Origin of the sequence: Actinomycetospora corticicola (genome assembly GCF_013409505.1) — a bacterium.
GTDB classification, from domain to species: Bacteria; Actinomycetota; Actinomycetes; order Mycobacteriales; family Pseudonocardiaceae; genus Actinomycetospora; species Actinomycetospora corticicola.
In genome coordinates, this window is record NZ_JACCBN010000001.1 from 4,714,869 (window position 1) to 4,741,312 (window position 26,444).

Below are 26,444 nucleotides of genomic sequence, written 5' to 3' on the forward strand. Positions count from 1 at the left end.
CGCCGGACGGCGACCGCGCGCGGCACCGTCGAGGACGTGACCGACCTCCCGGGACTCCTGCTCGTGCTGTCCTACGTCCTCCTCGCCGTGCTCGCGGCGCGGGCCGTGCTGCGCCGCCGATCCTGACGGCCGCACCAGCAATCCCCGGGCAGCAGCCCGGCCACGATCGTGCTGCGTGGCTCCGCACGAGGGCGGGCACGAGCGGGTACACCGGGGGCATGACCGCACCGACGCCGCCCCTGCCCCCCACCGACCCCATCGCCGTCACCGGCACCACCGAGGTCCTCCCCGCCGTCGTGCAGAAGGTCGTCGCCTTCGCCACCCGCGAGATCCCCGGGATCGCGGGCCTGGGCGGCAGCGCCGCGCGTGCGGTCGGCGCCGTGCGGCAGAGCCTGACCGGCTCGACGGAGAACGTCGCCGGCGTGCGCGTGACGATGGAGGGCGACACCGCCACGGTCGGGCTCGACGTCGCGATCGAGTACGGCGCCGGGGCGCGGGAGCTGACCCGCGCGCTGCGCCGGCACGTGCCCGAGGCGGTCGACCAGATCGCGGGCGTGCGCGTGACCGAGCTGAACATCGTCGTCACCGACGTCGTCCTGCCCGGGGCGGAGCCGGAGGACCCCGCCGCCCCGCCGGTCGCCGCGGTCTGAGGCGCTAGCCCGGCGCGATACCGCGGAGGAACGTGATCAGCGACGAGCCGGCGGAGGCCAGGCTGTCGAGAATCCCGTTCACCGTCCCCGCGGCCGTGCCGGGGGAGCTGATGATCCAGAAGACGACGAGGATCGCGACGAGCACGCCGACGGCCTTCTGCACGTTCACAGCGTCACCGTACCCATACACACGGTGGACCACACAGGGGTCCGACCCCACCATCACGCGGATGGTCGAGAACGCGCGGAAGGTCGGGCGAGGGGCGGGGGGCACGTGGAGCACCGCTATCGTCCTCCCATCAGCACCACGACCGATCCGCCCCGCTCGCAGTCCCGCGAGGGGCCCGGCGCGCGGCGGCTCGTGGGCTCGGCGGGGCTCGGCGTGGTCATCTCCGGCCTCCTCGTCAACGTCTACCTCGCGGTCGTCGCCCGCGGGCTGACCCCCTCGGAGTACGCGACGTTCGGCGCCTTCTGGGCGCTGGCGCTCGTGCTCGGGTTCGGCCCGTTCCTCCCGCTGGAGCAGGAGCTCGCGCGCCGGCTCGCCATGCGGGAGTCCCGACGCCGGGTCCTGGTCGCGGGGGCGGGCACGGCCGCCATCCTCGGCGGGCTCGCGCTCGCGGTACTCGGCGCGGCGTCGCCGCTCGTGTGGAGTTCGCTCGACGCCCACGCGAACGCCTTCGCGGCGCTCGTCGCGCTCTGCGTCGTCTCGGCCGGCCAGTTCCTGCTGCGCGGCATCCTCATCGGCACCGACCGCCTGGTGCGCCACGGCGCGGTGATGGTCCTCGACGCGCTGCTGCGTCTGACCTTCGCCGTGGTGCTGGTGGTCCTCGGGACCGACCGGGCCGCGCTCTACTGCTGGGCCCTCGTGGCCGCGATCGCCCTGGCGCACCTGCCGCTGATCCCGGCGGTCTGGCGACGGGCCGAGCGGGAGTACCCCGAGCACGGTGCCACCGACCACCGCACCCGGGCGCTGACCACCTCGGCCCTGCCCCTGCTGGTGGGGTCGGTCTGCGCGCAGCTGCTGCTCAACGGTCTCCCGGTCGTCGTCGTCGCGCTCGCCCAGGGGCCGGCGCAGGCGGCGGCAGGGGTCTTCGTCGCCGCATTCACCATCGCGAAGGCGCCCCTGTCGATGGTGGTGCCGCTGCAGTCCGCGGTGGTGCCGACGCTGACCCGGCTGCTCGCCGCGGGCCGCCGTCGGGAGGTGGTCCGGCTCCTCAGTCGGGGGGCCGCCGGGCTGCTCGCGCTCGTCGTCGTGGGCGTCCCGCTGGCCTGGTGGATCGGGCCGCTCCTGGTGCGCCTGATCTTCGGGTCCGCCTACCGCATCGACGGCGTGGAGCTCGCGATCATCGTGGCGGGCGTCCTCGCGCACGTGGGCCTGGTGGTGGTCACCCAGGTGCACGTCGCCCGGGACCGCCACACCGACGTCGCCCTGAGCTGGCTCGCCGGGCTCGCCGTGGCGGGGCTGACGTTCTGGTTGGCCCCGGGGGTCGTGGTCGCGGGCGAGGTGGCGTTCGGGGTGGGGTCCCTGGTGGGAGCGGTGGTGAGCACGCTGTTGTTGGCACGTGGAACCGGGAGACGTTGATGACGTTCGAGCCCCACCAGGGCGAGGCCGAGCACTACGACGCGGCCTACTACGACGCCAACGGACAGGCCGGCGACCGGCCCGCGCTCGGGTACTACACCCGCCTCGTCGGTCGCTACTGCGACGGCGGGCCGTACCTCGACTTCGGCTGCGGCACCGGGCACCTGGTGCGCCGCCTCTCCGCGCTCGGCCCGGCCGCGGGCTTCGAGCTCTCGGAGTGGTCGGCCGCCGCGGCCCGGCGCAACGCGCCCGGCGCCACGATCTCCACGGCGGTCGAGGACCTTCCCGACGACGGGTTCGGCGCGCTGACCGCGATCCACGTCCTCGAGCACCTGGCCGACGACGTCGTCGAGGAGGTGCTCGGCACCTGGCGGCGCATCCTGCGCCCCGGTGGGTACGCGTTCGTCGTCATGCCGGACCCCTCCGGCCGGGGCCGCGCCCTGGCCGGCGCGGACTGGATGGGCTTCGCGGACCCCACGCACATCAACCTGAAGACGCACGCCGAGTGGCGCGGGGTCCTCGTCGACCACGGCTTCACCGTCGAGCGCGAGGGCACCGACGGCCTGTGGAACGTGCCCTACTCGCGGCTGCCGAAGCTCCTCGACGCCGCGCGCTACGCGGTGCCGGCCTTCGCGCAGTTCCTCTCGGGCCGCATGATGCTGCGCCCGGGCGCGGGCGAGTCGTCGATGTTCGTGCTCCACGCCACCTGACGGACTACTGCGACAGGCCGGACACCACCCGGGAGCCCGGCTCCAGGGTGTAGCGCCCGGTCGGGTACGGCTGCTCGAAGAGCATGAGCAGCACGTCGTCGTCGACGTCCGGGAAGTCGCGGAACCGGGTGCGCAGCTCGGTGACGTCGGCCTCGCGGTAGGCGTTGCCGACGATGCCGCCGCTGTCGGTCTTCGCGACGAAGTCGGCGAGGGCGGATCCCCGCGTCTCGCCGTAGCCCAGGAAGCCGTCCATCGGCTGGGTGACGCCGTCCTGCTGGATCGGCTGGGTGATGCACGGGAAGAGGAACGCGTTCTCCCACGCGACGGTGTACACCCCGGCGCGCGGTAGCGCGCTGGTCATCGGGGCCCAGCGCTGGAACAGGGGCGCCGAGAAGGCCAGCCATCCGCCCACGTCGGTGGCCCCGTCGGTGGCGGCGAGGCGGACGAGCGTGGCGTCGGCGGGTGCGCTCTGCGACTTCGTGATGTCGACGGGACGCCACGCCGTGTCGTCACTGGTCTCCTGGACGGTCCGCACCCCGAGGGACGCCACCCCGCCCGGACCGGGTCGACCGAACTCGACCGCGAGCGTGTTGCCCTCGCCGATGCGGCCGGAGACCTCGGAGGTGATCGCCACGGCGTTGGGGGGCCCGGGCGGGAGCCGGTACCAGCCGGTGGTGAACGACCCGGTCCGCGCGTCGGGCGACCGGCCCGGGGACGGGGCCTCGAAGCTGCCCCACACCGGCAGGTCCCGGCCGAGGTCGGCGGGCGGCGGGCTGGTGGGCAGGTAGGCGTCGCGCGGGAAGGCCTGCCCCCCGAGCTCCCCGTCGGACCCGCCGTCGGGACCCACACCGAACGCCCCGGGCGGGGGGACCGGCACGAGCGGTGCGAGCGGGTAGCGCTGCGGGGTGAGCACGTCGATCGCCTGCTCCGCGCCGCACCGGGTGGCCGACGGGTCCCGCCACGCGTCACCGGCCGGGGAGTAGGTCGTGGCGGTCCGGTCGGCGGCGAGCGCGAAGTCGGCGATCGTGCGGGTCGTGCTGGCGGCCATGGCCAGGACGCAGAGCATCGGGATGGCGACGAGCACGGACCACGGCCGCCAGCCCTTTCCCCGGAACGACGTCACGAGGGCGACGAGCAGGGTCAGGACGACGAGCAGCACCGCCCAGTACTGCGGCTGGTCGAAGTAGAAGCCCTTGACCGAGGGGTAGTCGAGCCAGGACGGCTGGCCGAGCCCCCACATGAAGCCCCACCGGTTGCGACCGTGCCCGGACAGCGCGATCACCGCGATCGCCGCGGCGGCGGCGGACAGGATCGCGGCGACGGGCACCCGCCCCTTCCCGGCGCGCACGGAGTCGCGCACCAGCCCGGGTGCGGCGACCAGCAGCAGGGCGAGGAAGGGGGCGCCGACCCCGACGATCGCGCCGAAGTGGTGCGAGGGCTTCGACGGGGTGGGCAGCAGGAGGACGAACGCGAGGATCGTCGACCAGCCCGCGAGCATGAGCCGGCCGGGGACCGGGAGCTCCCGCACCCGCGCCACGACCGCCGTCATGAGGAACCAGACCAGGGCGAGCAGGCACAGCAGCACCGTGATGCGCTTGGTGTAGGTGCCGAAGCGGGACGTCTCGTCCAGCAGCGAGGCGTAACGCTGGAACTCGAGGTACCAGGTCTGGGCGCGCTGGATCGGCGCGAAGATCGCCTGGGAGCGCGCGAAGTCGCCGAAGGTGCCGTCGGCGAAGCCGAACACGGCCCCGAGCGCCCCGGGCGCGATGACGACCAGGAACCGCGGCGGGATCTCCCACCAGTGCGCCGAACGCTCCCGGATCAGCCGCCAGACCGTCGGGGTCGCCGCGAGCAGCGGGGCGAGGCAGATGAAGCCGGTCGGCGCGGTCATCAGGCCGATCGAGCCCACTCCCACCGCGATCCCGAGCAGGTCGAGCCGCCGTCGCTCGACGCCCTCGGCGACGAGCGCGAGCGCACCGGCCGCGAACACGGCGGTGTAGGGCTCCGGCCGGGTGCCGACGTCATAGGCGAGCCACCAGGTCAGGAAGGCGACGCAGAGCGTCACGCGGGAGGCGGTGGCGAGCCACCGGTGCTCCTTCCAGGGGTGGGTGAGCCCGGGGCAGCGGGCGACGAACACCCGGATCGCGATCCAGGTGAGCAGGCCCAGGACCACCGACGGCACCCGGAGCGCCACCGGCGAGAAGCCGGCCTGCTGCTGCCACCACGAGAGCAGGTAGTACGGCCAGGAGAACGGCGTGAAGCCCTGGTTGTAGAGCTGGTAGTAGTTCGCGACGTAGCCGTTGTGCGGCACGTTGGCCGCCATCGCCGAGTAGTACCCGTCGTCGTCGGTCAGCGGCGCGAGGTAGAGCCACGACCAGAGCGCGACCACGACGACGGCGTCCACCAGCCGCGGCCGCCAGGTGGACAGGCGGGCGAGCAGGATCCGGTCGACCCGGGCCCACCACGGCGTCGGTCGCAGCGCCTCGGGGCCGCTCCTGCGCCGCTTACGGCGGGCCAGCAGGATCGACGCCGTGGAGGCGAGCCCGCCGAGCACGACGGCCACGATCGCGGCCGTGATGAGGCCGTGCTTGAACGGCGTCGGGGTGCTCGCGTAGCGGTCGTCGGCGGTGATGCTGACCGACAGGTCCTGCGGACCGGCGCCCGGCAGCGTGGTGAGCGAGGTCGACAGCACGTCGACGTCGGGCAGCGCGCTGATCGGCTTCGGATCGGGCAGGGAGTTCGGCGGGGTGTTCTTGACCTCGTCCGGGTCGGCCTCCCCGAAGCGCGGCACGAGCCGGCCGAGGTCGCGGCCGTCGCGGTCGACCTGCACGGCCGCCGCGTCGCCCCGCACCTGGTAGGAGCAGTCGCCCGGGGGCAACGGCTCCGCCACGATGTCCTGCCCGCCGCTGCGCACCGTGAGCGTGTCCGACCGCACCCGGACGGCGAGGGCCTTGTCGTCGAACCCGCCGGCGCGGGGGTCCATCGTCGTGAGGACGTAGCCGTCGGCCGTGGCACCCGCCTCGCGTGCCGTCCGGCAGCTGAAGCGCACCGAGAACGACTCGGGCTGGTAGGCCGTGAGCATCAGCATCGTCGACTCGGGCCGGTTCACGTCCAGCGGCCACCGGATCTCCGGCGAGTTCTGGACGACGGGCGCGAACGGCAACAGCAGCCCGCACACCACGGCCACGACGGCCGACGCGACCGCGATCACCCGGGCGACGAGCAGCCCGTCGAGTCCCCAGTCCTCGGGCCCCCAGCGGTCGGGGCGCTCGTCGTCGGGGGTGAAGGCGTCCCGCGCGTCGACGTCCGGCGCGTCGGACTCCGGGGGCAGGCGCTCGGTCCCCGCGTCGAGCGCACCGCGGTCGGCGCGGGGGACGAGCCGCACCGTCGAGAGCTTGCGGCGCAGCAGGCGCAGCGGGGTGGTCGTCGTGCTCCCCGACCCCGACGGCTGCGGCGAGTCCTCGACACCCCGATCGGTGTCCTCTGCCACTGCACGTGCTCCGTCCGCCGCCGCCCGGTCGCGGAAACGCTAACAACCGGTGCTGCGGGCCCGTCGTGAAGCCACGCCCGCGCCGGGTCCGACTACGCTCGGGATCACCCGTGTCACCCAGGAGGAGGGTCGCTGACCACCACCAGGACCCCCTCCGCGCCCCCCGTCGTCACCGGCCCGCCGTCGGGGAGGCGCCCCTCCTGGCAGCCGCTCGTGGCGGAGGCCGGGATCCTCCTGACCTATCTCGCGGCCTCGGTCTGGCTGTTCCACCGCGCCCTGGGGGCGCTCGGGGGTCGCGCCACCGGGGTGGTCGCCTCCGACTCCTCGCTGTTCACCTGGTGGCTGGGCTGGACCTGGTACGCGATCTCGCACGGCCTCGACCCGTTCGTCTCCACCTGGCAGAACGCGCCCGCGGGCGTCAACGGCATGTGGAACACGGGCGTGCCGGTGCTCGGCGTGCTCCTGGCGCCGGTGACGGCGACGGTCGGGCCGGTCGTGGCGGACAACGTCGCGATGATCCTCGGGCCGGTGGCGTCCGCGTACCTCGCGCACCGCTGCCTCGCGGTGCTCGTGCGGCCGCGGTGGATCCGGGCGCTGGCCGGGCTGGTCTACGGGTTCTCGCCGTTCCTCATCGCCCACGCCTGGGTCGGGCACGTGAACCTGGTGTGGTCGGTCTTCCCGCCGATCGTGCTCTGGGCGTCCGTGCGCGTCCTGGCCGCGCCGCGCCGGCCCTGGCTCGCCGGTGCCCTGCTCGGTGTCGCGTTCTCCCTGCAGATGGGGCTCTACACGCAGACCGTCGCGCTGGGTGCCCTCGCGCTCGTGGTGGTCGCGCTCGTCCTCGCCCTGTCCGCCCCGCGCGCCGCGCTGCGCCGGGTGCCCGCGCTGCTGCGGTCGCTCACGGCGACGGCCGGGGTGATCGCCGTGCTGTGCGCCTATCCGGTGTGGGTGCTCCTCGCGGGGCCGTCCCGTCCCCGGACGTCGATCCGGGAGGCGACCGAAACCGGTGCGGACGCCGCCAACCTGCTGATCCCCTCGCCGCTGACCGCGATCCGCCCGGGCACCGACGCCCTCGCCGCCCAGCTCCGCGTCTACCCCGGGGAGCAGGGCTCGTACCTCGGCGTGGCGATGCTGCTGGTCGTCCTCGCGGCCGTCGTCGTGGTGGCGTCCCGCACCGTCCTGGTGACGTTCGTGGTGACGATCGTGCTCGGCGTGCTCTCCCTGGGCACCTCGCTCGCGGTGCTCGACCGCGACACCGGGGTGTGGCTGCCGTGGCGGCTGCTGGTGGATCTGCCGCTCCTCGGGCAGGCGGAGCCAGGCCGGCTCGCGCCGTTCGTGGCCCTCGGCGTCGTCACGATCTGGGCCCTGGCCCTGGCGCACCTCACTCGGCCCCGTCCCGACGGCCGGTGGGTGCGGGCCGGGCGGTTCGTCGCAGCAGGGCTGGTGCTCGCCGCCGCCGTCACCTGGGTCCCCGGCGGTGACCACCAGGGGACGACCGACGCCTCGGCGCCGGCCTTCTTCCGCGCGGGCACTCCGGGGATCCCGCCCGGCGCGATCGTCGAACTGGTCCCGCGACCATCCCAGGACTGGGTGCGCGACGGCGGCGTGCCGGTGCGCTGGCAGGCCGTCGCCGGCTTCTCCTACCGCCAGACCGGCGGCTACTTCATCGGGGGGAGCGACCGGTTCCCCGTGCTGCACGACGGCGAGATCGGGGCCTTCCAGCAGGGCGTCCTCGACGGCGGGCGAGGGGATGTCGCGGCGGCCCGCGCCGACCTGGCGGCGAAGCAGGTCGACGTCATCGTGATCGTCCCCGACCAGGTGCCCGACCCCGACGGCGCACTGGCCTGGTCCCGCGCGGTCGCCGGCAGTCCCGGGCGGCTGGTGGAGGGCAGCTGGGTGATCCCGCTGCGCTGACCGCACGTCCGCCCGGTGGCGACACGCCGCCCACGGTCACCCTGGGCGTGGAGGCCGACCGGCTTCCGGCAGGCTGTCGCGCATGACGATGACCGGGGGGACGGTCCTCGTGGGCGGAGTCCTGCGACGGTCCGTGGACGCGGGGACGTCGGGACGTCGAGCCCACCTGGTCGGCGCTGCCCTCGGGGGTGCCCTCGGCGCCGTCGTCTGGTGGATCATGCACGACGCGCTGGGAGACGACGCGTTGATCTCGGTCGCGTACGCCCGGACGCTGGCCGAGTCCGGGACCTGGGGCGTGTTCCCGGGGATCACCGCCAACACCCAGACCAGCCCGCTGAACGTGTGGTTGCTCGCCGGAGGCATGTGGCTCCTGCCCCGCCCGATCGTGGTCGTCGGCCTCCTGCTCGTGGTCTGCCTCGCGGTCCTGGGATGGCTCCTGGTCGACCTCGTCCGCCGGGCGGGAGCCCGGGACGGTGCGGGATGGCTCGCGGTCGCCGTCGTCGGTACGTCGCCCGTCCTGGCCTCGACCGTCGGACTCGAGGCGTATCTGGGAGCGACCGTCCTCGTCGCGGTCTGCCTTGCAGCTTCGGGCGGGAGGGTCGTGCTCACCGGACTCGGCGTCGGCCTCGCCGTCCTCACCCGCCCCGACCTCGCGGTGCCGGCCGGGGTCCTGGCCCTCGCCCTGGTCCTGGTCGCCCGTCGTCGAGTCGTCACGCTGGCCGCCGCGGCCCTGGTGGCGGCCGCCGTGGCGCTCCCGTGGCACGTCTGGTCCTGGTTCGCGCTCGGCGACGCGGTCCCGGACACGACGTGGGTGCGCACCGGGGACAGGTCGGGCTCGACCATCCTCGGCTCGGTCCCGGGATGGATCGAGGCGTTCCCGGCAGCCGGGATCGGGAGCGTCCTCCCGGTCGCGGTGGCGCTGGGCGCGGCCGTCCTCGCCGTCATCCACCGTGCGCGGGCCTGGGCGCGCACGGCGCTCCTGCTGGTCGCGGCCGGCTGGGCGCACCTCGGAGCCATGGAGACGATCCACGCCCAGGGCGCGGGGTGGTACTACGCGCCGGTCGTCGCGTGTTCCGCGGCCGCGGCCGCTCTGGCGATCGGTGCGCTGGCGCCACGACGGACCCCGGAACTGCTGACGGGCGCGGTCGTCGTGGCCGCCCTCGGCGCGACGCTCGTCGCCGGTCCGGTGCCGTGGCGATCGGCACCCCTCGTCGCGAACATGGCGCTCACCTCGGAGTACGCGCAGATCGGGCAGGAGTTGTCGGGCCTGACCGGGGGCCGCCCCGTGCAGGGTCCCGGCGAGCTGGGTGCCCTCGCGTTCCACTCGACGGTGCCGGTCCTCGACTTCCTGTCCGAGCCGGCGCGCACCGACGCCGTCATGGCCCGTCGGGCGGCCGAGGGCGGCCTCCGGACCACCCTCATGCGGTGGAGCACCGAGCACCGCCGGCCGTCGACGCCGATCGAGACGCGCTGGCGGTTGCGCTTCATCGACCCGCGCACATCGTCCGACCGCGTGGTGAAGGTGTGGCCGGTCGTGAGCCCCCGGGGGCACACCGGGCAGGTCGTCCTCGTCGAATCCGGTCCCTGAGCCGCCTCGGCGAGTTCTCACGGCCCGTGACGGGAACCGCAACCCGCGACCGCTACCGTGGGTGGTGCATCGAGAAATCGACCGAAACCGGACGGGTCGTCGCCGACGCCGTCCGGAGGGTCGATCGTCGCCGAGCAGGGAGGGCACGGCCATCGCTCGCACCGAGGAGCCTGCCGAGAACGACCTGGTCATCGTCCTGACCTACTACTCCCCGTACGTGTCGGGCCTGACCAACGTGGCCCGGGACGTGGCCGAGGGGTTGGCGGCACGCGGGTGGCGGGTGTGCGTCATGGCGAGCAAGCACGACCCGTCGCTGCCCAACACCGAGATCCTCAACGGGGTCCGGGTGGTGCGTGCCCCGGTGCTCGCCAAGGTCGGCAAGGGCACCCTCGGCATCAATCTCACCCGCCTCGCGCTGCGGGAGATGCGGCGCTCGCGCGTGGCGAACCTGCACCTGCCCCTCATCGAGGCCGGGCTGCTCACCCGCTTCGCGCCGATCCCGGTCGTCTCCACCTACCACTGCGACGTCAGCCTGCCGCCCGGCATGGTCAACGTCGCCCAGCGCGAGGCGGTCGACCGCTCGAACCGCTCCGGGCTCCGACGATCGGTCGCCACCGTCGTGACGAGCGAGGACTACGCGCGCCAGAGTCGGCTGTGGCCGGAGATCGCGCCGCACATGGTCGCGATCCCGCCGCCCTGCCTGCCCGTGGCCGAGGCCGAACCGACCTATCGCCGTGGCGACGGCTTCCACGTCGGCTTCCTGGGCCGGATCGTCGAGGAGAAGGGCGTCGAGCACCTCGTCGACGCGTTCCTGGCCCTCGACGACCCCGACGCCCGCCTTCTGATCGGCGGCGACCACAGTCGGATCGCGGGCGGTAGCGTCGTCGACCGCGTCCGCGCCCACATCGGTGACGACCCCCGGGTCGAGCTCCTCGGCTTCGTGCCCGACGAGCGGCTCGGCGAGTTCTACGCGTCGATCGACGTCTTCGCGCTGCCCTCGGTCAACGCCTTCGAGGCGTTCGGGATCGTCCAGGTCGTCGGCATGCTCGCCGGCGTCCCCGCGCTGGTGAGCGACCTCCCCGGGGTGCGGCTGCCCGTCGAGCGGACCGGGTTCGGCCGGATCGCGGCGCCCGCGGACGTCCCCGCCCTCCGCGACGGGCTCGAGGCCCTGCGCGACACCCCGCCGGACCCCGCGGCCGGTCGAGCCGCCGCGGCCACGAACTTCAGCGTCGACGCCGTGCTCGACGCCTACGAGGCGGTCTTCACCAAGGCCGCCGGCTGACCATCCCCGACCCTCTGGAGCCACCCCCCGTGACCACCGACCGCGACATCGACGACGTCTCCCGTACCTGGACGAAGCTGGGCGACGAGGACCCGATGTGGGCGGTGCTCACGGACAAGGGCAAGGACAAGAACCGCTGGGAGCCGGCGGACTTCCTGGCCACCGGTGTCGAGGAGATCGCCGCCCTGGTCGAGCGTCTCGACGCGCTGGGGCTCCGGCCGGGACGGGGGCGCGCCGTCGACTTCGGCTGCGGCGCCGGGCGGCTCAGCCACGGCCTCGCGCAGGCCGGCTTCGAGGAGGTCCTCGGCTGCGACATCTCGCCGACGATGCTTGCCAAGGCCCGCGAACTCGTGACCGATGACGCCTGTCGGTTCGTGCAGGTGATGGGCACCGACCTCGCCGCGGTCGAGACCGACTCGGTCGACCTCGTCTACTCCTGCCGCGTCCTGCAGCACATGCCGCCGGCGCTGGCGCACGGCTACATCCGCGAGTTCTGGCGGGTGGCCAGGCCGGGCGCCGTGGTGGTCTTCCAGATGCCCACCCAGCCGTCGTCGTCCCTCGCCGGCCGCGTTCTCTCGGCCCTCCCGGTGTCGGTGGCCCGTCTGCTGCGCCGGGGGATGGAGATGCACGGGACCCCGGAGCCCCAGGTGCACCGCCTGGTCGAGTCGCTGGGCGCGCGCGTCGTCGCGGCCGACCCCGACACGAGCGCGGGCCCGCGCTGGGACAGCCGGCTCTACATCACGACGACGGCCTGACCCACCTGGCGTCGTCCGGCCCGACGGGGGACTCCGACACGCCGCTGAGGAAGTAGCCTTCGCGCCCCCGTCCGGATGCGTGGGCACCCTCCTGGTCCATGACGCTGCTCGGGGGGGCTGCGCCACCGATCACGGTGCGCAGTGGACGAACGTTGGTCATCGAACGACCTCGATCGGGCACAGGTCGGTCCTCGACGTCGAGCTCCTGGTGGTGCGCCGCAGGCGGGGCCGCCGCGGGGCTCGTGTTGTTCGCGGCGGCGCACCAGGCGATGCCGGACGACGCGCTCATCCACGCGAGCTACGCGCGCAACCTGATCGAACGCGGCGAGTGGGGGCTCGTCCCGGGCATCCCGGCCAACACCGCGACCTCTCCGTTGTGGGTCTGGCTGCTCGCCGGCGGGGCGCTGGTGACGGGATCGGTCATCACAGCCGTCGCGCTCCTCCTCGCCGGCTGCCTGGCCGCGCTGGCGGTGTGCCTCTGTCGACTCGGCGGGCCGGTGGCCGCCGTACTCGGGACGCTGCTGGTGGCGTCGGCGCCGGTCATGTCCTCGGCGGTGGGCATGGAGAGCTTCCTCGCCGTGTCGCTGCTCGCCTGGCTGGTGGAACGGACGCTCGTCGTGCACGTCGTCGACACGGCGGTCCCGGCCCTGCTCATCGGCGGGATGGTCCTCACCCGCCCGGACCTGGCGGCCGCAGCGCTCGTCGTCGTGGGGACAGCTGCGGCGACCGCCAGGTCGACGGCCGACCGTCGCCGGCTGCTGGTGGTCCCGGTCCTCGGTGGTGCGGCGACCGTGCCGTGGTTCGCGTACTCATGGTTGCGGCTCGGGTCGGCCTGGCCTGACACCGTGCCCCTGAAGGGCACCATGCCCGGATGGGGGGACGGCACGGTCCACCTGCTCGGGTCGGTCCCGCTCTACGCAGCGTCGTGGCCGGCTGCCACCTGGCTCTCGGTCGGCCTCCTGATCCTCGGTGCGCTCGCCCTCCCGGTGGCCGTCGAGCGCAAGGCCTGGCCCGCGGTTGCCCTGGCGGCGGGGGGTATCGCCGATCTCGCCTTCGTCGCAGCTGCCGCCGGGCCCCCGGCGTCCTACTACGCAGCGCCCGCCGTGGCGGCGCTCGGACTCGCCGCGGTCCTCGTCGGGGTGCAGGGCCGCTGCGGTTGGGTGCCCGTGTCGGGCGTGGTTCTCGTGGCCGTCCTGTTCTCGGGTCAGTTCGGCGGATGGTCGGCGGGCTTCGCACCGCTGCGGACGAACTGGGCGTCGAACGCGCAGTACGCGGCGATCGCCGACGCGCTGCCCGACGACGGGCTCGTGCTGAATCGGGGCGAGATCGGTGCCCTGGCCTTCTTCTGCCTGGACCGCGGCTGCCGGGTGGTCGACGACCTCCTCGCCGATCCGCACGCCACCGATCGGTTCGTGACGACCTGGCGGACCGAGCACCCCTGGACCGCCACCAACTACCGGTTCCGCGAGCCACATCCCGCTCTGCCGTACCGCTACGTCATCACCTACGGGGACAGGCCGCGTCCTGGAACGAGCCCCCTCGGGACCTGGCCGGTCACCGGGGCCGACGGTCGGACCCGTCTGGCGGTGCTCACCCGGGCGCCGGAGGGCCTGCCGAGCGCCGGGTGAGGCGCGCCTCGTCCGGCCCTCAGGGCCGGACGACGGCGTCCGGGCCGACGGGCACGGAGAACGACGTGTTCGGCGGCGCCTGCCAGCCCGGCACCACCTCGGAGCGTCGGTCGAGGTCGTAGCGGCCGGACGGCAGCGGGTTCCGCAGGGTGTAGACCTCGATACCGACGGTGGCGGGCGCGTCGCGGAACCGGGCCGAGAGCTGGGTGACCGCGGAGTTGCGGTAGCTCGGCACGAACAGTCCGCCCCGCTGGGGGAGGAACGCGCTGTCGGCGACCCCGGACAGCGGGTCCCCGCCCCAGGTGACCACCGTGGACACCGGCTCGTTGACACCGTCCGCCTGGACCGGGGCGCGGAGACACGGGAACAGGAATGCGGTCGGCCAGCCGACCGCCGTCGCCGACCCGGGTGGGATCAGGTCGAGCAGTGGGATCCAGCGCTGGACGACCGGGGCGGTGGCCGCGATCCACCCGCCCACGTCGTCCGACTCGTCGGCGACGACCAGCCGGACCGCCGTCGCACCGGCCGGGGGCGCGAGCGTCACCGACCGCCACTCGCGGGCGTCGACGGCGTCGCCATCGCGCTTCTGACCCAGGTCGTCGACCCGGTCGACGGCGCCGCCGACCTGGTACTCGGCCGTCAACTCGTTGCCGTTCCCGGTGCGGCCGGCGACGTAGACGGACGTCGCGTCGGCCGGGGTGGACGGCGGCAACGCGAACCACGGGGTCGTGACGCTTCCGGAACCCGCACCGTCGGGCGGGGTCGCCCCGTCCGGCCCGGGGCGGTGGCTCCCCCAGACCGGGACGCCGGCCACCGGCGGTGGGCTGGACGGCGACCAGTTGCCGCCGGTGAACGCGTCGCCGGTCGTCACCACGGCCCCCGAGAGCGCGGGCAGGGCGCGCGCGGTCCGCGGATCGAGGGCCTCGACGGCCTGCGCCGCGCCGCAGTTGCTCGCGAGGGGATCGCGGAGAGCATCGGCGCCGGGCGAGTACGTGCCGGCCGTCCGCACGGCCGCCAACCCGAAGCTGCCGAGCAGGTAGGTCAGCGAGACCAGCAGCGCGACCGTCGCGACCACGGGCACGGCGACGAGGGCCGAGCTGCTCCCCAGTCCCGTCCCGCGCCGCCGGGAGACGACGGCGAGGCCCGTCGTCACGATCGCCGCACCGAGCAGCCACCACACCGGCGACCCGAACCGGACGACGGACACCTGGGGCGGCTCGGTGGGGTGGGGCATCCCGAGCATCCACGAGTAGGCCCAGGAGTTGGCCCCGTTCATCGCGAGGGCGACGACGAACGCCAGCCCGACCAGCGCCCCGACCCCGACCGGCCACCGGACGGGTCGGTCGGCGAGGCCCCGGGCCAACCCGGGCCCGAGGACGAGGACGCCCGCCAGGACCACGGTGCCGATCCCGGCCAGCGAGCCGAAGTGGTGGGTCCACTTGCTCGGGGTCATCCACAGCAGCAGGAACCCCAGCAGGGTGTTGAGCCCGGCGAACCGCAGCCGGGCCGGCCAGCCGCGCCGCCCCGCCGTCAGGAAGAGCAGGAACCCGACGAGCGCGAGGAGCGTGAGCAGGACCGGGAGCCGCTTGGCGTAGTTGCCCATCGGGGCGGTGTCGCTGAAGAGGTAGTTCCAGCGGACGATCTCGGTGGACCAGCTCTCCGGGTACTGCAGGCCACGGAAGATCTGCTGGGCGCGGACGAAGTCGCGCAGCGAGCCGTCCGCGAAGGCCAGGACGGCCACCACGCCACCGGCCGCCAGCAGCCCGAGCGCGGCGGGCAGGGCGACCCGCCACCCGCGCGAGCGCAGCACCCGCCAGCAGCCCGGGGCAGCCGCGAGGAGCGGCGCGAGCGCGACGAAGCCGGTGGTCCCGGCGGTGAACCCGATGCCGGCCGCGACGACGGCGAGACCCATGGGGAGGAGCCGCTCGCGTTCCACCGCGATCATCAGCGCGACCGCGCTCGCCATGACACTCGCGGCGACGACGGCCTCGGGTCGCACCCCCATGTCGTAGGGGAGCCACCAGCCCAGGAAGGCGACGCCGAGGACGACGGGGAGGACGCGCGACACGACCGGTCCGTCGAGGAGCGGTCGGGTGAAGGCGCGGACGAGGAACCAGGTCAGCAGGCCGAACGCCAGCGCGGGCAGGCGGAGGACGACGGGGCTCGTGCCGGCGAGGTCCTGCCACCAGGAGAGCGCGTAGTAGATCCACGTGTACGGCGTGAACGCCTGGTCGTAGAGCTGGTAGAAGTTCCCGACGAAGCCCGAGAACGGCACGTTGGCCGCCATGGCGGAGTAGTAGCCGTCGTCGTCGGTGGTCGGCGCGATGAACGTCCACACCACCATGACGACGGGGACGGCGAGGTCCACCACCGCGGGCCGGCGCAGCCGTGGTCCCCGGCGCCGTCCGTCGGTGCCGCTCGACGCGCCCTCGCGGTCGAGCAGCGCCAGTCCGGCGAGCGCCGCGAGGACGGCGAGGCCCAGCACCACGGTGACGACGAGCTTGAGGACGGTCGGCGAGGTCGCGAACTCGTCGTCCGGGGACAGGCGCACCTGGAGTCCCGGGGCCGTGGTCGCCGAGCTGACCAGGGCGTCGACGTCGGGCTGCGAGGTGCCGGGCAGCCGGCTGACGACCGCTCCGTCCACCCGGGCCTCGACCCCGCCGAGGTCGCCGTGGATCGCGACGTCGCACGCCGCCGCCGGCCCGTCGACGAGCGTCTCCCCGCGCGTCGTCACCAGGAGCCGGTCGCCCCGGACCGAGGCGATCAGGCCGGCGCTCTCGGCGGCGGGGAAGCCGGGCCGGAAGGTCGCGACGACCACGCCGTCGGGTGTGGCGGCCGCGGCCGCGACGTCCGCGCACCCGAAGCGGACGTCGAGCTCGAGCGGACGCTGAGCGGTGAGCCCGAGGTTCGTCGACTGGGGCACGCCGGGCTGCTGCGGCCAGGAGATCACGGGTCGCTCGACCGAGACCGGGAGCAGCGGCATCAGGACCGCACAGACGACCGCGACCACCCCGCCGATCGCGGCGAGCAGGGCGCCCGCCGACCGGGCCGCAGGTCCACCGGGACGGGCCGGCGGGTCGTCGACGACGGACGAACCGGCGGCCGGGGTGTCCTGCGAGGTGGAGGTCAAGCGACGTGCTCCAGGTCACCGTGACGATCGTGGGTCGATCGAACGTAGCAATGTGCCGCGGGACCACCGGGGGCAGGTCGGCGCTGCAGCCCACGGCCCCGGTCGTGCGGGTTCCGACGGTCGACCGGCCCCGCCCCGGGCGCCCGACACCACCTTCGTAGGGTCACCGTGACCGGCAGGAGGGGTGATCCCGATCGACGTCGCAGAGCCCGCTCCGCGGACCGCGGTACGCAGCGTGATCCTGCACGCGGGTGGCCTGGTCGCCGCGGGCGCGACGTGCGTCGTCCTCCTCGCTCTGCTCGGCCGGCTGCGGCTGCCCTTCCCCACCTACGCCGGGGTCGCCGTCGCCGCGACGGCGAGCGCGGTGCTCGTGGCCGTGCTCGTGTGGCTCGGATCCGCCGAGCGGCGGGCGCGCTCCGCCGTCGCGACCGTCGGGGTCCCGGCCCTGCTCGCCGCCCTGGTGACCCTCTGGCTCGGGCTGCTGCTGCAGGGGACCCGCTGGTACCTCGGCGGGATCTCGATCGACCAGAGCTTCCGGACGCAGATCCTCACGCGCTTCGCCTCGACGCCCGCCCTGGTCGACATGAACTACGTCGACCTCCCGTCGTACTACCCGGCGGCCTGGTTCTGGCTGGGCGGACGTCTCGCGGACCTCGGCGGCATCCCGGGCTGGGCCTTCTACAAGCCCTGGTCGATCCTCACGCTCTGCGTGGCCGCGTGGGCCGCGTCCGTGGCGTGGCGGCTCGTGGTGTCGCCGGCCCGCGCGGTGCTCGTCGCCCTGGCCACGGCCGTCGTCGGGCTCGGGGTGTCCGCTGCCGAGCCCTACGCGTGGCTGCTCGTCGCCCCGATGCCCGCCGTCGCGATCCTCGTGTGGCGGGCGGTCCGCGCCGACGACGCCGGTCACCGGCCCGCGGCGCTCGCGGGCGGTGGCGTGTTCCTCGGGGTCGCCGCGATGACGTACTCGCTGCACGCGGGCTTCTTCGGGGTCTTCGTGGTGCTCGCGGCCGTCGTCCCGACCCGCGGTCGACGGATCGCCACGATGGTGCCGCGGCTCGCGCGGGCCGGGCTCGTCGTCCTGATCGGACTGGCGCTCGCCCTGGTCGTCTGGGCGCCCTACGTCCTGGCGGTCCTGTCCGGCGACCCGACCCGCAGCTACGCCCAGCGCTACCTGCCCTCGGACGGGGCCTTCTGGTCCCTGCCGATGCTGCAGCCGACCCCGCTCGGGGCGCTCTGCCTCGTCGGGCTGATCGGGATCGTGCTCGGGTGGACGACCCGGGCACGGCTCGCGCGCCCGCTCGGCGTGCTGGCGCTGCTCGTCCTCGCCTGGTTCGCCCTCACGGTCCCGCTCCTGCTGGTGGGACAGACGAGTCTCGCCTTCCGGCTCGCCCCGGTCATCGAGCTCGTCCTGGTCTGCGCCGGGGTGCTGACGGCGATCGACCTCGCCCTGCGTGTGCGGGACCACCGACCCGAGGTGCGGGCCGCCGGAGGGGTCCTCGCCGCCCTGGTGCTGTTCGCCGCGGCCCAGGGGGCGATCTCGCCGGACAGCGGCCCGGTCGCCGAGGCCTACGTCGACCCCTACCCGACCGGGGCGACCCCGACCGGCGGCGTCGACCGCTCGCGCATCGACGCCTGGACCCCGGAGCTCCTGGCCGCGGTGCACGCGGCGACCGCCACTCCGGCGACGGACCTGGTGACGCTCGGCGGACCGACCCAGTTCTACGTCGCGGAGCCCTTCCACGGCTTCCAGCAGTCCACCCCGCACTACGCGAACCCGCTCGCGCAGTACGAGGACCGCAACGAGGAGATCCGCTCCTGGGCGGGCGCCGCCGACGCGGCGGAGCTCGTGCGTCGGCTCGACGCGTCGCCCTGGCCCGCGCCGCGCGTGTTCGTGCTGCTCCGTCAACCCGACGGGTCGGGGACCACCCGGCTGGTCGAGGACGTGTTCCCCGCGACGCCCAATGTCGCGTTCACGACGGCGAGCTTCCCGGCGCGGCTCTTCGCGTCCCCGGCGTTCACGGTCCGCGACGTCGGGCCCTACCTCGTGGCCGTCCGCCGCTGACCGCGTCCGCCCTCGGTCAGCCGATGCCGAACAGCCGGCGCCAGTTGCCGGCACCGGTCAGCTCCGGCGTCGCGGCCCGCCAGCGGGCGGCGACCCCGTCGCCCTCGCGCACGAGGCGCCACAGCACCTTCGCGCCGTCGCGGCCGAGCCGCTTCAGACGCTCGGGGTCGCGTTGCCGCACGCGGACGCCTGCCTGCCCGGCGTCGGTGACCGCGACCCGGTCGAAGAGGGCCACGTGCCACCAGTGCGCCTCGCCGGAGCCGACGAGTCCCTCGTGGAACGGCACCCGACCGGTCACCTGCTGGACGATGCGCTTGGCCCACACGGCCTTCATCCGGGTCGGCTTGCCGCCGGCGCGGACGACGGGCATCTGGGCGGTCCCGAGCGCCGGCGCCTCGGAGATCGGGTGCATGACCGTCTCCCCGTACGCCGACCGCTCCGCCCGGATCCGCGCGGTCGCGTCGACCCCGCCGTCGTGCAGCACCTCCGGGCCGGCGAGGAAGTCCTCGACCGCGCGGATCAGGGTCGCGGCGAGCCCGTAGTTCATCGAGAGCAGGTAGCGCCCCAGCAGTTCACCGAGGGTCGCCGCGACGTGCCGCACCGGGAACCCGCTGTGCAGCGCCGAGGTGATCATGGCGTTACGCAGGTTGAAGTAGCGGTGCCAGTCGTCCCAGTCCTTCCACGGGAAGTCGGCGTGCCACAGGCCGGCGCCGGGCAGCGTCACCGTCGGGAAGCCGTAGGCGCGGCCGCGGTAGCTGTACTCGACGTCGTCCCACTGGAAGAACAGCGGCAGCGGATAGCCCATGGTCCGCGTGACCTCGACCGGGATGAGGCACGACCACCAGCCGGTGTAGCCCGCGTCGACCCGGCGGTCCTGGACGTTCTTCGTGCCGTCCGGCAGGTACGCGGTCACGTCGGACTCCCCGACCGCGCCCGGGGACACGTGGCCGTTGGTCAGGTCCTCGAGCACGGCGTACTCGGCGCCGGCCAGCACCTGGGTGGGATGCAGCAGGTTGAGCATCTGCGCGCCGACGATCGTCGGGTGCGCCGTGTACTGCGCGAAGGTCGAGAGGCGGACGACGACCTCGGGCTCGCACCGCACGTCGTCGTCCATGAAGAGGGCGTCGGTCGGGAGGTTCCCGGCCCGGGTCACGACCTCGTGCAGGCCGCGCGTGAAGCCGCCGGAGCCACCGAGGTTGGGCTGCCGGATGTACCGGAGCTGGGCCCCCAGGGTCTCGCTCACCGCAGCGAAGGCGGGACGGCTCTCCACGGGATCGGTGCCCTGGTCGACGACGATGATCTCGTCGACCAGCGCGGTGGCCGCGGGGTCCCCGGCGAGCGCGGTGAGGGTCGCGGCGCAGTCGTCCGCACGGTTGTGGGTGCAGATGACGATGCTGGTGTGCCGCCGGGTCGGCGGGGCGTCGACGGTCCAGCGGGCGTCGCGCAGCAGGAGCTCGGTGTCGTCGGTGACGACCTCGACCCAGAGGCCGCCGCCGTCGAGGAAGCGGTCGAGCCGGGCCTCGAGGCGGATCTCCTCGGCCTCGGCGTCGTGCACCGCGATCGTGCGCGGGACGCCGTTGGTGTCCGAGGCCCGCAGCAGCACTCGCCCGGCGCCGCTGACCCGGCCCTCGAAGCGCACGGTGCGCGCGGTGGTCCACCGCTGCCAGTAGGCGGCGGGGAAGCGGCCGAAGTAGGTGTTGGTGGAGACGCGGGCGAAGGCCCCCACCCGGACGTGCCCGCGGCGGCGCTCGGCGTGGCCGGCGGCGACCTCGACGTACATCTCGTCGGGGATGTCGGCGGTCGGCCCGCTGAACAGACCCCGTTGCACGACGAGCCGCCCGGCCGGAGCGGACGCATGCCCGGGCGTCCTCGTTGCGGTCTGCAGGTCCGTCACAAGCCCAACCCTCTCGCCGACAGTGCTCCTCGCAGGGTAGGAGACGTGACGGTCAGGCCTGGCCGCCGGTGCCGGAGGTCCGTCGCGCGGTCGGCGCCTCGACCTGCCGGATCCCGGTGATCACCACGACGACCTGCTCGCTGTCGTGGGTGAACGCCTCGTAGACGAACTCCACGTCGTGCGCGGCGACGAACTCGCGCCAGGCCCGGTGCTCGCCGTCCTGCCAGCCCGGGTGGTTGAGGTACTCGTCGAAGACGACGACCGAGCCCGGCCGCAGACGCGGCCCGACCAGCTCGAGCGCGGTCGTCGTGGAGGAGTAGAGATCGGCGTCGAGGTGGAGCAGGTCCACCGGGCCCGGGTGGGTGGCGAGGAAGTCGGGGAGGGTCTCGGAGAACCACCCGACGACGAGTTCGGCGCCCTCGACCTCCGGCAGCGCGTCGACGGCGAAGGTCCCCGCGCGGAAGCCGGCCCGCCAGTCCTCCGGCAGGCCCTCGAAGGAGTCGAACCCGTAGACCTCGGTCCCCGGGCGGGCCGCGGCGATCTGGCTCAGGGTCCGCCCGCTGTAGACGCCGAACTCCAGGGCCATCCCGCCGCTCGGCGCGAGCGACAGCGCGTGCGCGAGCGTCTGACGGGGCTCCGGGAACGTCCGCGCGCCCGTCATGGCCTCCCGGACGAACGCGGCGCTCGACTCCACCGCCTCCCGCTCGCCCGCCGCGAGCATGTCGCGCCGGTCCCGGACCTCCCTGTCGTGCAGCGCGTCGCGGAGGTCCTGCACCTGCGCGGAGAGCTCCTCGAAGCGCCGGTTCTGGTCGCGCCGCAGGTCCGCGACCAGGGGGGTCACGGCGTCCTGGATCGCCTCGATCAGGCGGACGCGGAGGGCGTGCCGGGCGCGTCGGTGCAGGGGCTCCACGCGGTCATGGAAGCGCGTGCCGGCAGGTGCGTCGAGGTTCGGGGCGACCTCCGGCGCGCGAGAGGCGGCGGAGCGTCGCTCAGCGGTCGACGAGCGCTGCCAGTCGGGGACCGACGACGGGGGCGAGCGAGGCGGTGAAGGTCGCCGTCAGGTGGTTGTCGTCGAGGTACACCGTCACGTTGCCGACCTCCGGGTCGCAGGTGCGCGGCCCGCAGATCCAGTCCGCGAGGTCCAGGTAGGAGACCGTCGGCGGCAGTTCCATCGAGCGGATCGGCGGCGTCGCGGGGTAGAGGTCGGTGCGGGGGACGTTGCACTCCGGGGCGCCGCGCCGGTAGTTGTCCACGCAGCTCGACGGCGGGTAGCCGTAGCGCGGGTTGTCCCGCACGGCCAGGACCGGGATGTCGGCGCCGGCCAGGATCCGCCAGGCGTCGAGCATGCCCGGCCCGGTCGTCTCGGTATCGCCGGTCCGCACGTCGTGGCTGGCCGCCGCGACCACGGCGTCCGGGCGCGTCCGCAGGATGTCGTCGATCGCCGCGCGGTTGTGGTCGATGCACGCCACCTCGCCGACGTTCGACTCCGAGGTCGTCGAGAAGGGGCACCCCGGCCGGATCAGGGTGTCGATCCGCCACCCCCGTTCCCGCGCGACCGGGGCGAGGGCGGGCAGGAACTGCTGCATGTGGGAGTCGCCGACCACGACGACCGTCGGTGCGTCCGGGCGCGGCGCGGCGACGTAGGTGCAGCGCTCGAGACCCGGCTCGGCGGCGGCGGAGGTGCAGTCGCCCTGGTACTGCACCCAGTCCTCGTAGGCCGACACGGCCGGGGGGATCGGCTTCGGGTCCGGCTCGCCGCGGTAGACGAAACCCGGTGCGAGCGCGGCCGCGCCCGGGTGGTTCGCGTCGCCGGGGACGCCCGAGGGCGTCGCGCGGGCGAGGGCGACCGCGTGCCAGCCCGCCGTCAGGAGCAGGACGGCGCAGATCGCGATCGCGCCCGAGCGGTAGCCGGCCCCGCGCCAGCGGCGTGCGCGGGCCATCGGCTGGTCGACGAACCGGTCGGTGAGGGCGGCCAGGGCGAGCGACACGGCGACCACCAGCACGCCGCCGACGAGGCCGGCCTGCTCGCGGTGCGTCGCCAGCAGCGCCAGCAGGAGCACCGGCCAGTGCCACAGGTAGAGCGGGAAGCTGATGCGTCCGAGGTACTGCATCGGCGCCGAGGACAACCAGCGGTCGGCGCCGATCGCCGAGCCGGTCCGCTCCGCCGCCAGCACCAGGCAGGCCGCGAGCACCGGCCAGAGCGCCAGGTAGCCGGGGAACCCGCCCTCCACGTCGAGCACGAGACCGCAGACGGACAGGGCCACGACGCCGATCCAGCCGGCGGCGACCCGGACGCCCGCCGGGAGCGCGACCCCGGCGATCAGCAGGCCGAGCAGCCCCCCGAGCGTGAACTCCCAGAGCCGGGTCAGGGAGTGGAAGTAGGCGAGCTTCTGGTCGGTGCCGGTCAGGTACACCGAGTACGCGAGCGAGACGACGGTGAGCCCGGCGAGCGCGCCGACGACGACATGGCGCACCGGCGTCCGCGACGACCGGGCGAGCAGGGCCAGCAGGCCGACGACCAGGGGGAACAGCAGGTAGAACTGTCCCTGGATCGACAGCGACCAGAGGTGCTGGACGATGCTCGCGGTGTTGTGCGCCGCGTAGTAGTCGACGGAGTCCGCCGCCAGCCGCCAGTTCTCCAGGAACAGCGCCGACGCACCGACCTCGCGGATCGTCTGCGGCCAGCGGCTCTCGGGGACGACGAACCAGCCCGCGACGACGCAGCCCGCCAGCACCACGGCCGTCGTCGGGACGAGGCGCCGCAGCATGCGGCCCCAGGTGGTGACGAGGTCGAGCGTGCCGCGTTCGGCGGCCCGGACCAGCTGCCCGGCGAAGAGGAACCCGGTGATGACGAAGAAGACGTCCACGCCGCCGGACACCCGGTCCGACCAGACGTGGTAGATCACGACGAGGGCGCAGGCCAGGGCCCGCAGGCCCTGCAGCTCGGGCCGCCAGCGGGACGGATCCTCGCGGGTGGTGGCACCCGGCGTCGGGACGACCCGGGCGATGCGGGCGGTCCGTGCCTCCGGAGCGAGCACACCCACCGCCTCTCGGGAGTCCGACGCGCCGTCCGCGACGACCCCTGTCCAGGTGAACGAGCGAACGGCCCTCCGGTCGCTCCCTTCCCGTCGAGCATGACCTCCACGCCTCGCCGACCCGACGGCCACCCCGACGGAGGAGGGGACGAGTCGGGCGTCCGGCTTGAAGCGGACCTGTCCGACTGATCTCATTCCTCCGTGCTGGAGGCCCACCGGGTGTCGTCGCTGCGTTCTCGCTGGGAGGTCCGCGAGGACGACGAGCCCCTGCTCGTCCTCGAGGCGAAGGGCTGGCGCTCGGCGGTCCGCTACACGCTCGACGGCCTGGACTACGAGGTGCAGTCGACCTGGACCGGCACCCAGTACACGCTCACCCGCGCGGGCAGCGAGCTCGCCCGGGCCGAACGGGTCGGGCGCAAGCGCTGGTCGATCGTGACGCCGGAGGGCACGTTCCACTTCCGGCGTCGGTCCATCTGGAAGGCCGACCAGGAGTGGGTGGCCGACCTGGAGACCGAGGAGCCGGTGGGCGCCATCCGCCGCACCGGCACGTGGCGGGGCGACGCCGAGGCGGAGCTCCCCGGCATGCCGACCCCGCTCGCCGTCTTCACCCTCGCCGTCGTGCTGCTCATGTGGGAACAGGCTGCCGCCGCCGCGGCGACGACCTGACCGGCGAGGGCACCACGACCGCCAGGGCGGTCCAGCCCACCGCGAGCACCACCATCGTCAGGACCCCCACGGGGTAGTAGATGTGGCTGGTCAGGAACGAGTAGGCCCCGCCGACGACGAGGACGGTCCCGACGACGGCCACGGCTCGCCCGGCGCCGGGCGCCACGAGGATCGCGGTGACGCCGCCGATGACCGCGGTCGCCAGGTAGGCGTAGACCCCCGGGACGACGAGCTGGTCGGCGATCGAGAAGAGCGTCGAGACCCACGGTCCCGGGCCGAGCGTCATCGTCTCGTGGCCGCCGCCGATCCCGGCCAGCACGTCGAGCGCGGTGTAGAAGCAGGCGTAGACCAGGCCGAGCACGATCACGACCCCCTCGAGCACCCGGCCGCGGCCCCGCACCACCACCCAGGGCCCGAGCGCCAGCAGCGGGAACGCCACCAGCCCGATCACGTGCAGGTCACGCCACCAGGGCGCGGTCTCCGGCGTGAGCACCGTCGGATGGGTCAGTCCGACCCCCGCGAGCAGCAGCGGAGGCAGTGCGGCGGCGGCGAGAGCGGCCGGGCGAGGCATCGTCAGGGACCTTCCCCTGCCGTGATCATCCCGTGATCACCTGATCGTGTACGGCCATTCGGGCTAATGCCGGGGCGGTGCGGAGCGAACCCCGGAGCGAACGGTCACGCAACGGAGGTACGGGATGACGGACAGTGAGAGCGAGCGGGCGCGGGCGCCACACCGTCGCACATGGGCCCTCGTGTCCGTGTTGGGTGCTCTGGCACTCCTCGCGGGCGTGCTCGCCTCGGGCCTGACGGCGGGTCGGGCCGAGGCCGCCGTCGTCACCGGCCGGGTCGCGAACACCGCGGGCGGCTGCCTCGAGAACGCGAACAACGTCGCGGCGGTGAACAACCCGCTGTGGCTCAACAACTGCGGCACGAACGCCGGGCAGCAGTGGTCGCGCTGGGCGGACGGCACGCTGCGCGTGCAGAACCTCTGTGCCGACACCGCCGGCGGCGCGACCGCGTCCGGCACCCGCGTCGTGCTCGCCGCGTGCTCCACCGCGACCTCGCAGCGCTGGAACTTCTACGTCGCGGGCTACGTGCAGAACCAGAAGTCGGGTCTCTGCCTGGCGCCGCTGGCCAACCGCATCGCCGCCAAGGTCGTCATGACGATCGTGGCCTGCGCGAACGTCGCGGCCCACAAGTGGACGGTGCCGGGGCTCTCGTCCACGCCGACCACCACCACTCCGCCCCCGACGACCACGACGCCGCCGCGCACCACCACGACGGCCCCGCCCCCGACGACCACGACGCCGCCGCGCACCACCACGACGGTGCCGCCGCCCACGACCACCACCACGACCACGTCGCTGCCGGGTCAGACTCGCCAGGTGTGGGACGCGAACTTCACCGGCGCGGGCTTCGGCAACTTCGACGACACCCCGTGGAACAACGTCGGGGCGAGCGCGCCGGTGATCGTGTCCTCGCCGGTCACCTCCGGCGCGAAGGCCGCGCGCTTCACGATGCCCGGGGGCGGCACGCGCACCGAGATCGTCCCGACGACGGCGTCGTTCACCGAGGGGCAGGACCGCTACTTCCGGTTCTCCTTCTACCTGCCGGCGGGCTTCCCGACCCAGGTCACCTCGTGGCAGCTGCTCACGCAGTGGAAGAACGACGGGACGGGCTCGCCGCCGCTGGAGTTGACGGTCGGCAACGGCAACCTGAACCTCTCCGGGGGCTACGGCCACCCGGCCGGCCCGCGGACCTTCTCGAAGGTCCTCGCGCCGGCGACGACGGGGCAGCGGATCGACCTGGTCGTCCACGTGTTCTTCTCGCGGGACGCGAGCAAGGGCGTCGTCGACGTCTGGCGCAACGGCACCCAGGTGCTCGCCGGCTTCAAGCCCCCGGGCGGGACGCTCTACCCGACGAACACCGCATCCACGGCGAGCCTCAGCTCCTACTGGAAGATGGGGCTCTACCGGGACTCGGCGATCACGCAGACCGCCCAGTACACGATCGAGAGCGCGAAGATCGGCAACACCTACGCGCAGGTCGCGAGCTAGGGCTCGG

Annotated in this window: 18 protein-coding genes; 11 read left to right on the forward strand and 7 right to left on the reverse strand. The window is 74.1% G+C overall.

From position 1 onward, the window contains the following. Positions 1–218 precede the first annotated feature (218 nt). A complete protein-coding gene (locus BJ983_RS22940; RefSeq protein WP_179795928.1) occupies positions 219–650 on the forward strand; it encodes an Asp23/Gls24 family envelope stress response protein in 432 nt (143 codons plus the stop codon). Between the two features lie 4 nt (positions 651–654). Here BJ983_RS22940 and BJ983_RS22945 read toward each other — a convergent pair whose 3' ends face one another. Beyond that, positions 655–819 carry a hypothetical protein gene (locus tag BJ983_RS22945; RefSeq protein ID WP_179795929.1) on the reverse strand — a complete coding sequence of 55 codons (165 nt, stop codon included), beginning with the start codon at positions 817–819 and terminating at the stop codon, positions 655–657. 105 nt (positions 820–924) lie between these two features. Here BJ983_RS22945 and BJ983_RS22950 point away from each other — a divergent pair, with 105 nt between their 5' ends. Further along, positions 925–2,232, forward strand: a complete 1,308-nt coding sequence (locus BJ983_RS22950) for a lipopolysaccharide biosynthesis protein (RefSeq protein WP_179795930.1) — start codon at positions 925–927, stop codon at positions 2,230–2,232. Further along, entirely contained in the window at positions 2,232–2,942 is a 711-nt protein-coding gene (locus BJ983_RS22955) for a class I SAM-dependent methyltransferase (protein ID WP_179795931.1), read from the forward strand. The genes BJ983_RS22950 and BJ983_RS22955 overlap by 1 nt, the downstream gene beginning before the upstream one ends. Positions 2,943–2,946: 4 nt before the next feature. On the opposite strand, the gene BJ983_RS22960 is transcribed toward BJ983_RS22955, so the two are convergent. Then, positions 2,947–6,432: an arabinosyltransferase domain-containing protein gene (locus BJ983_RS22960; RefSeq protein WP_179795932.1), complete on the reverse strand. Its 3,486-nt coding sequence runs from the start codon at positions 6,430–6,432 to the stop codon at positions 2,947–2,949. Positions 6,433–6,645: 213 nt separating this feature from the next. Between BJ983_RS22960 and BJ983_RS22965 the strand changes: the two genes are divergently transcribed. From BJ983_RS22965 to BJ983_RS22985, 5 genes are all read left to right on the forward strand, one after another. Further along, the gene (locus tag BJ983_RS22965) at positions 6,646–8,343 is read left to right on the forward strand and encodes a hypothetical protein (RefSeq protein ID WP_179795933.1); all 1,698 of its coding nucleotides are present in this window, start codon (positions 6,646–6,648) and stop codon (positions 8,341–8,343) included. Between the two features lie 82 nt (positions 8,344–8,425). Then, a complete protein-coding gene (locus BJ983_RS22970) occupies positions 8,426–9,931 on the forward strand; it encodes a hypothetical protein (protein WP_179795934.1) in 1,506 nt (501 codons plus the stop codon). Between the two features lie 217 nt (positions 9,932–10,148). Beyond that, positions 10,149–11,213 carry a glycosyltransferase family 4 protein gene (locus BJ983_RS22975; RefSeq protein ID WP_343054309.1) on the forward strand — a complete coding sequence of 355 codons (1,065 nt, stop codon included), beginning with the start codon at positions 10,149–10,151 and terminating at the stop codon, positions 11,211–11,213. Positions 11,214–11,242: 29 nt separating this feature from the next. After that, the gene (locus BJ983_RS22980; RefSeq protein WP_179795935.1) at positions 11,243–11,968 is read left to right on the forward strand and encodes a methyltransferase domain-containing protein; all 726 of its coding nucleotides are present in this window, start codon (positions 11,243–11,245) and stop codon (positions 11,966–11,968) included. A gap of 269 nt (positions 11,969–12,237) precedes the next feature. After that, entirely contained in the window at positions 12,238–13,596 is a 1,359-nt protein-coding gene (locus BJ983_RS22985) for a hypothetical protein (protein WP_179795936.1), read from the forward strand. Positions 13,597–13,615: 19 nt separating this feature from the next. Here BJ983_RS22985 and BJ983_RS22990 read toward each other — a convergent pair whose 3' ends face one another. Further along, the gene (locus BJ983_RS22990) at positions 13,616–16,726 is read right to left on the reverse strand and encodes an arabinosyltransferase domain-containing protein (RefSeq protein ID WP_179795937.1); all 3,111 of its coding nucleotides are present in this window, start codon (positions 16,724–16,726) and stop codon (positions 13,616–13,618) included. 184 nt (positions 16,727–16,910) lie between these two features. On the opposite strand from BJ983_RS22990, the gene BJ983_RS22995 reads away from it, so the two are divergent. Beyond that, entirely contained in the window at positions 16,911–18,785 is a 1,875-nt protein-coding gene (locus BJ983_RS22995) for an arabinofuranosyltransferase (protein ID WP_179795938.1), read from the forward strand. 16 nt (positions 18,786–18,801) lie between these two features. Here BJ983_RS22995 and BJ983_RS23000 read toward each other — a convergent pair whose 3' ends face one another. From BJ983_RS23000 to BJ983_RS23010, 3 genes are all read right to left on the reverse strand, one after another. Then, the gene (locus BJ983_RS23000) at positions 18,802–20,679 is read right to left on the reverse strand and encodes a glycosyltransferase (RefSeq protein WP_343054310.1); all 1,878 of its coding nucleotides are present in this window, start codon (positions 20,677–20,679) and stop codon (positions 18,802–18,804) included. 52 nt (positions 20,680–20,731) lie between these two features. Then, the gene (locus tag BJ983_RS23005) at positions 20,732–21,589 is read right to left on the reverse strand and encodes a class I SAM-dependent methyltransferase (protein ID WP_343054311.1); all 858 of its coding nucleotides are present in this window, start codon (positions 21,587–21,589) and stop codon (positions 20,732–20,734) included. A 79-nt stretch (positions 21,590–21,668) separates the two neighbouring features. Beyond that, positions 21,669–23,717 carry an acyltransferase family protein gene (locus BJ983_RS23010; RefSeq protein ID WP_343054312.1) on the reverse strand — a complete coding sequence of 683 codons (2,049 nt, stop codon included), beginning with the start codon at positions 23,715–23,717 and terminating at the stop codon, positions 21,669–21,671. A gap of 198 nt (positions 23,718–23,915) precedes the next feature. Between BJ983_RS23010 and BJ983_RS23015 the strand changes: the two genes are divergently transcribed. Beyond that, entirely contained in the window at positions 23,916–24,380 is a 465-nt protein-coding gene (locus tag BJ983_RS23015; protein ID WP_179795940.1) for a hypothetical protein, read from the forward strand. On the opposite strand, the gene BJ983_RS23020 is transcribed toward BJ983_RS23015, so the two are convergent. Further along, the gene (locus tag BJ983_RS23020) at positions 24,340–24,951 is read right to left on the reverse strand and encodes a hypothetical protein (protein ID WP_179795941.1); all 612 of its coding nucleotides are present in this window, start codon (positions 24,949–24,951) and stop codon (positions 24,340–24,342) included. The genes BJ983_RS23015 and BJ983_RS23020 overlap by 41 nt on opposite strands. 187 nt (positions 24,952–25,138) lie before the next feature. Between BJ983_RS23020 and BJ983_RS23025 the strand changes: the two genes are divergently transcribed. After that, complete coding sequence (locus tag BJ983_RS23025) at positions 25,139–26,437, forward strand: heparin lyase I family protein (protein ID WP_343054313.1); 1,299 nt, start codon at positions 25,139–25,141, stop codon at positions 26,435–26,437. Positions 26,438–26,444 lie beyond the last annotated feature (7 nt).

Bases quoted from the DNA above. Each gene is read 5' to 3' on its own strand.
- BJ983_RS22940 (WP_179795928.1), top strand. From the start codon at position 219: ATGACCGCACCGACGCCGCCCCTGCCCCCCACCGACCCCATCGCCGTC.
- BJ983_RS22955 (WP_179795931.1), top strand. From the start codon at position 2,232: ATGACGTTCGAGCCCCACCAGGGCGAGGCCGAGCACTACGACGCGGCC.
- BJ983_RS22970 (WP_179795934.1), top strand. From the start codon at position 8,426: ATGACGATGACCGGGGGGACGGTCCTCGTGGGCGGAGTCCTGCGACGG.
- BJ983_RS22985 (WP_179795936.1), top strand. From the start codon at position 12,238: ATGCCGGACGACGCGCTCATCCACGCGAGCTACGCGCGCAACCTGATC.
- BJ983_RS23020 (WP_179795941.1), bottom strand. From the start codon at position 24,951: ATGCCTCGCCCGGCCGCTCTCGCCGCCGCCGCACTGCCTCCGCTGCTG.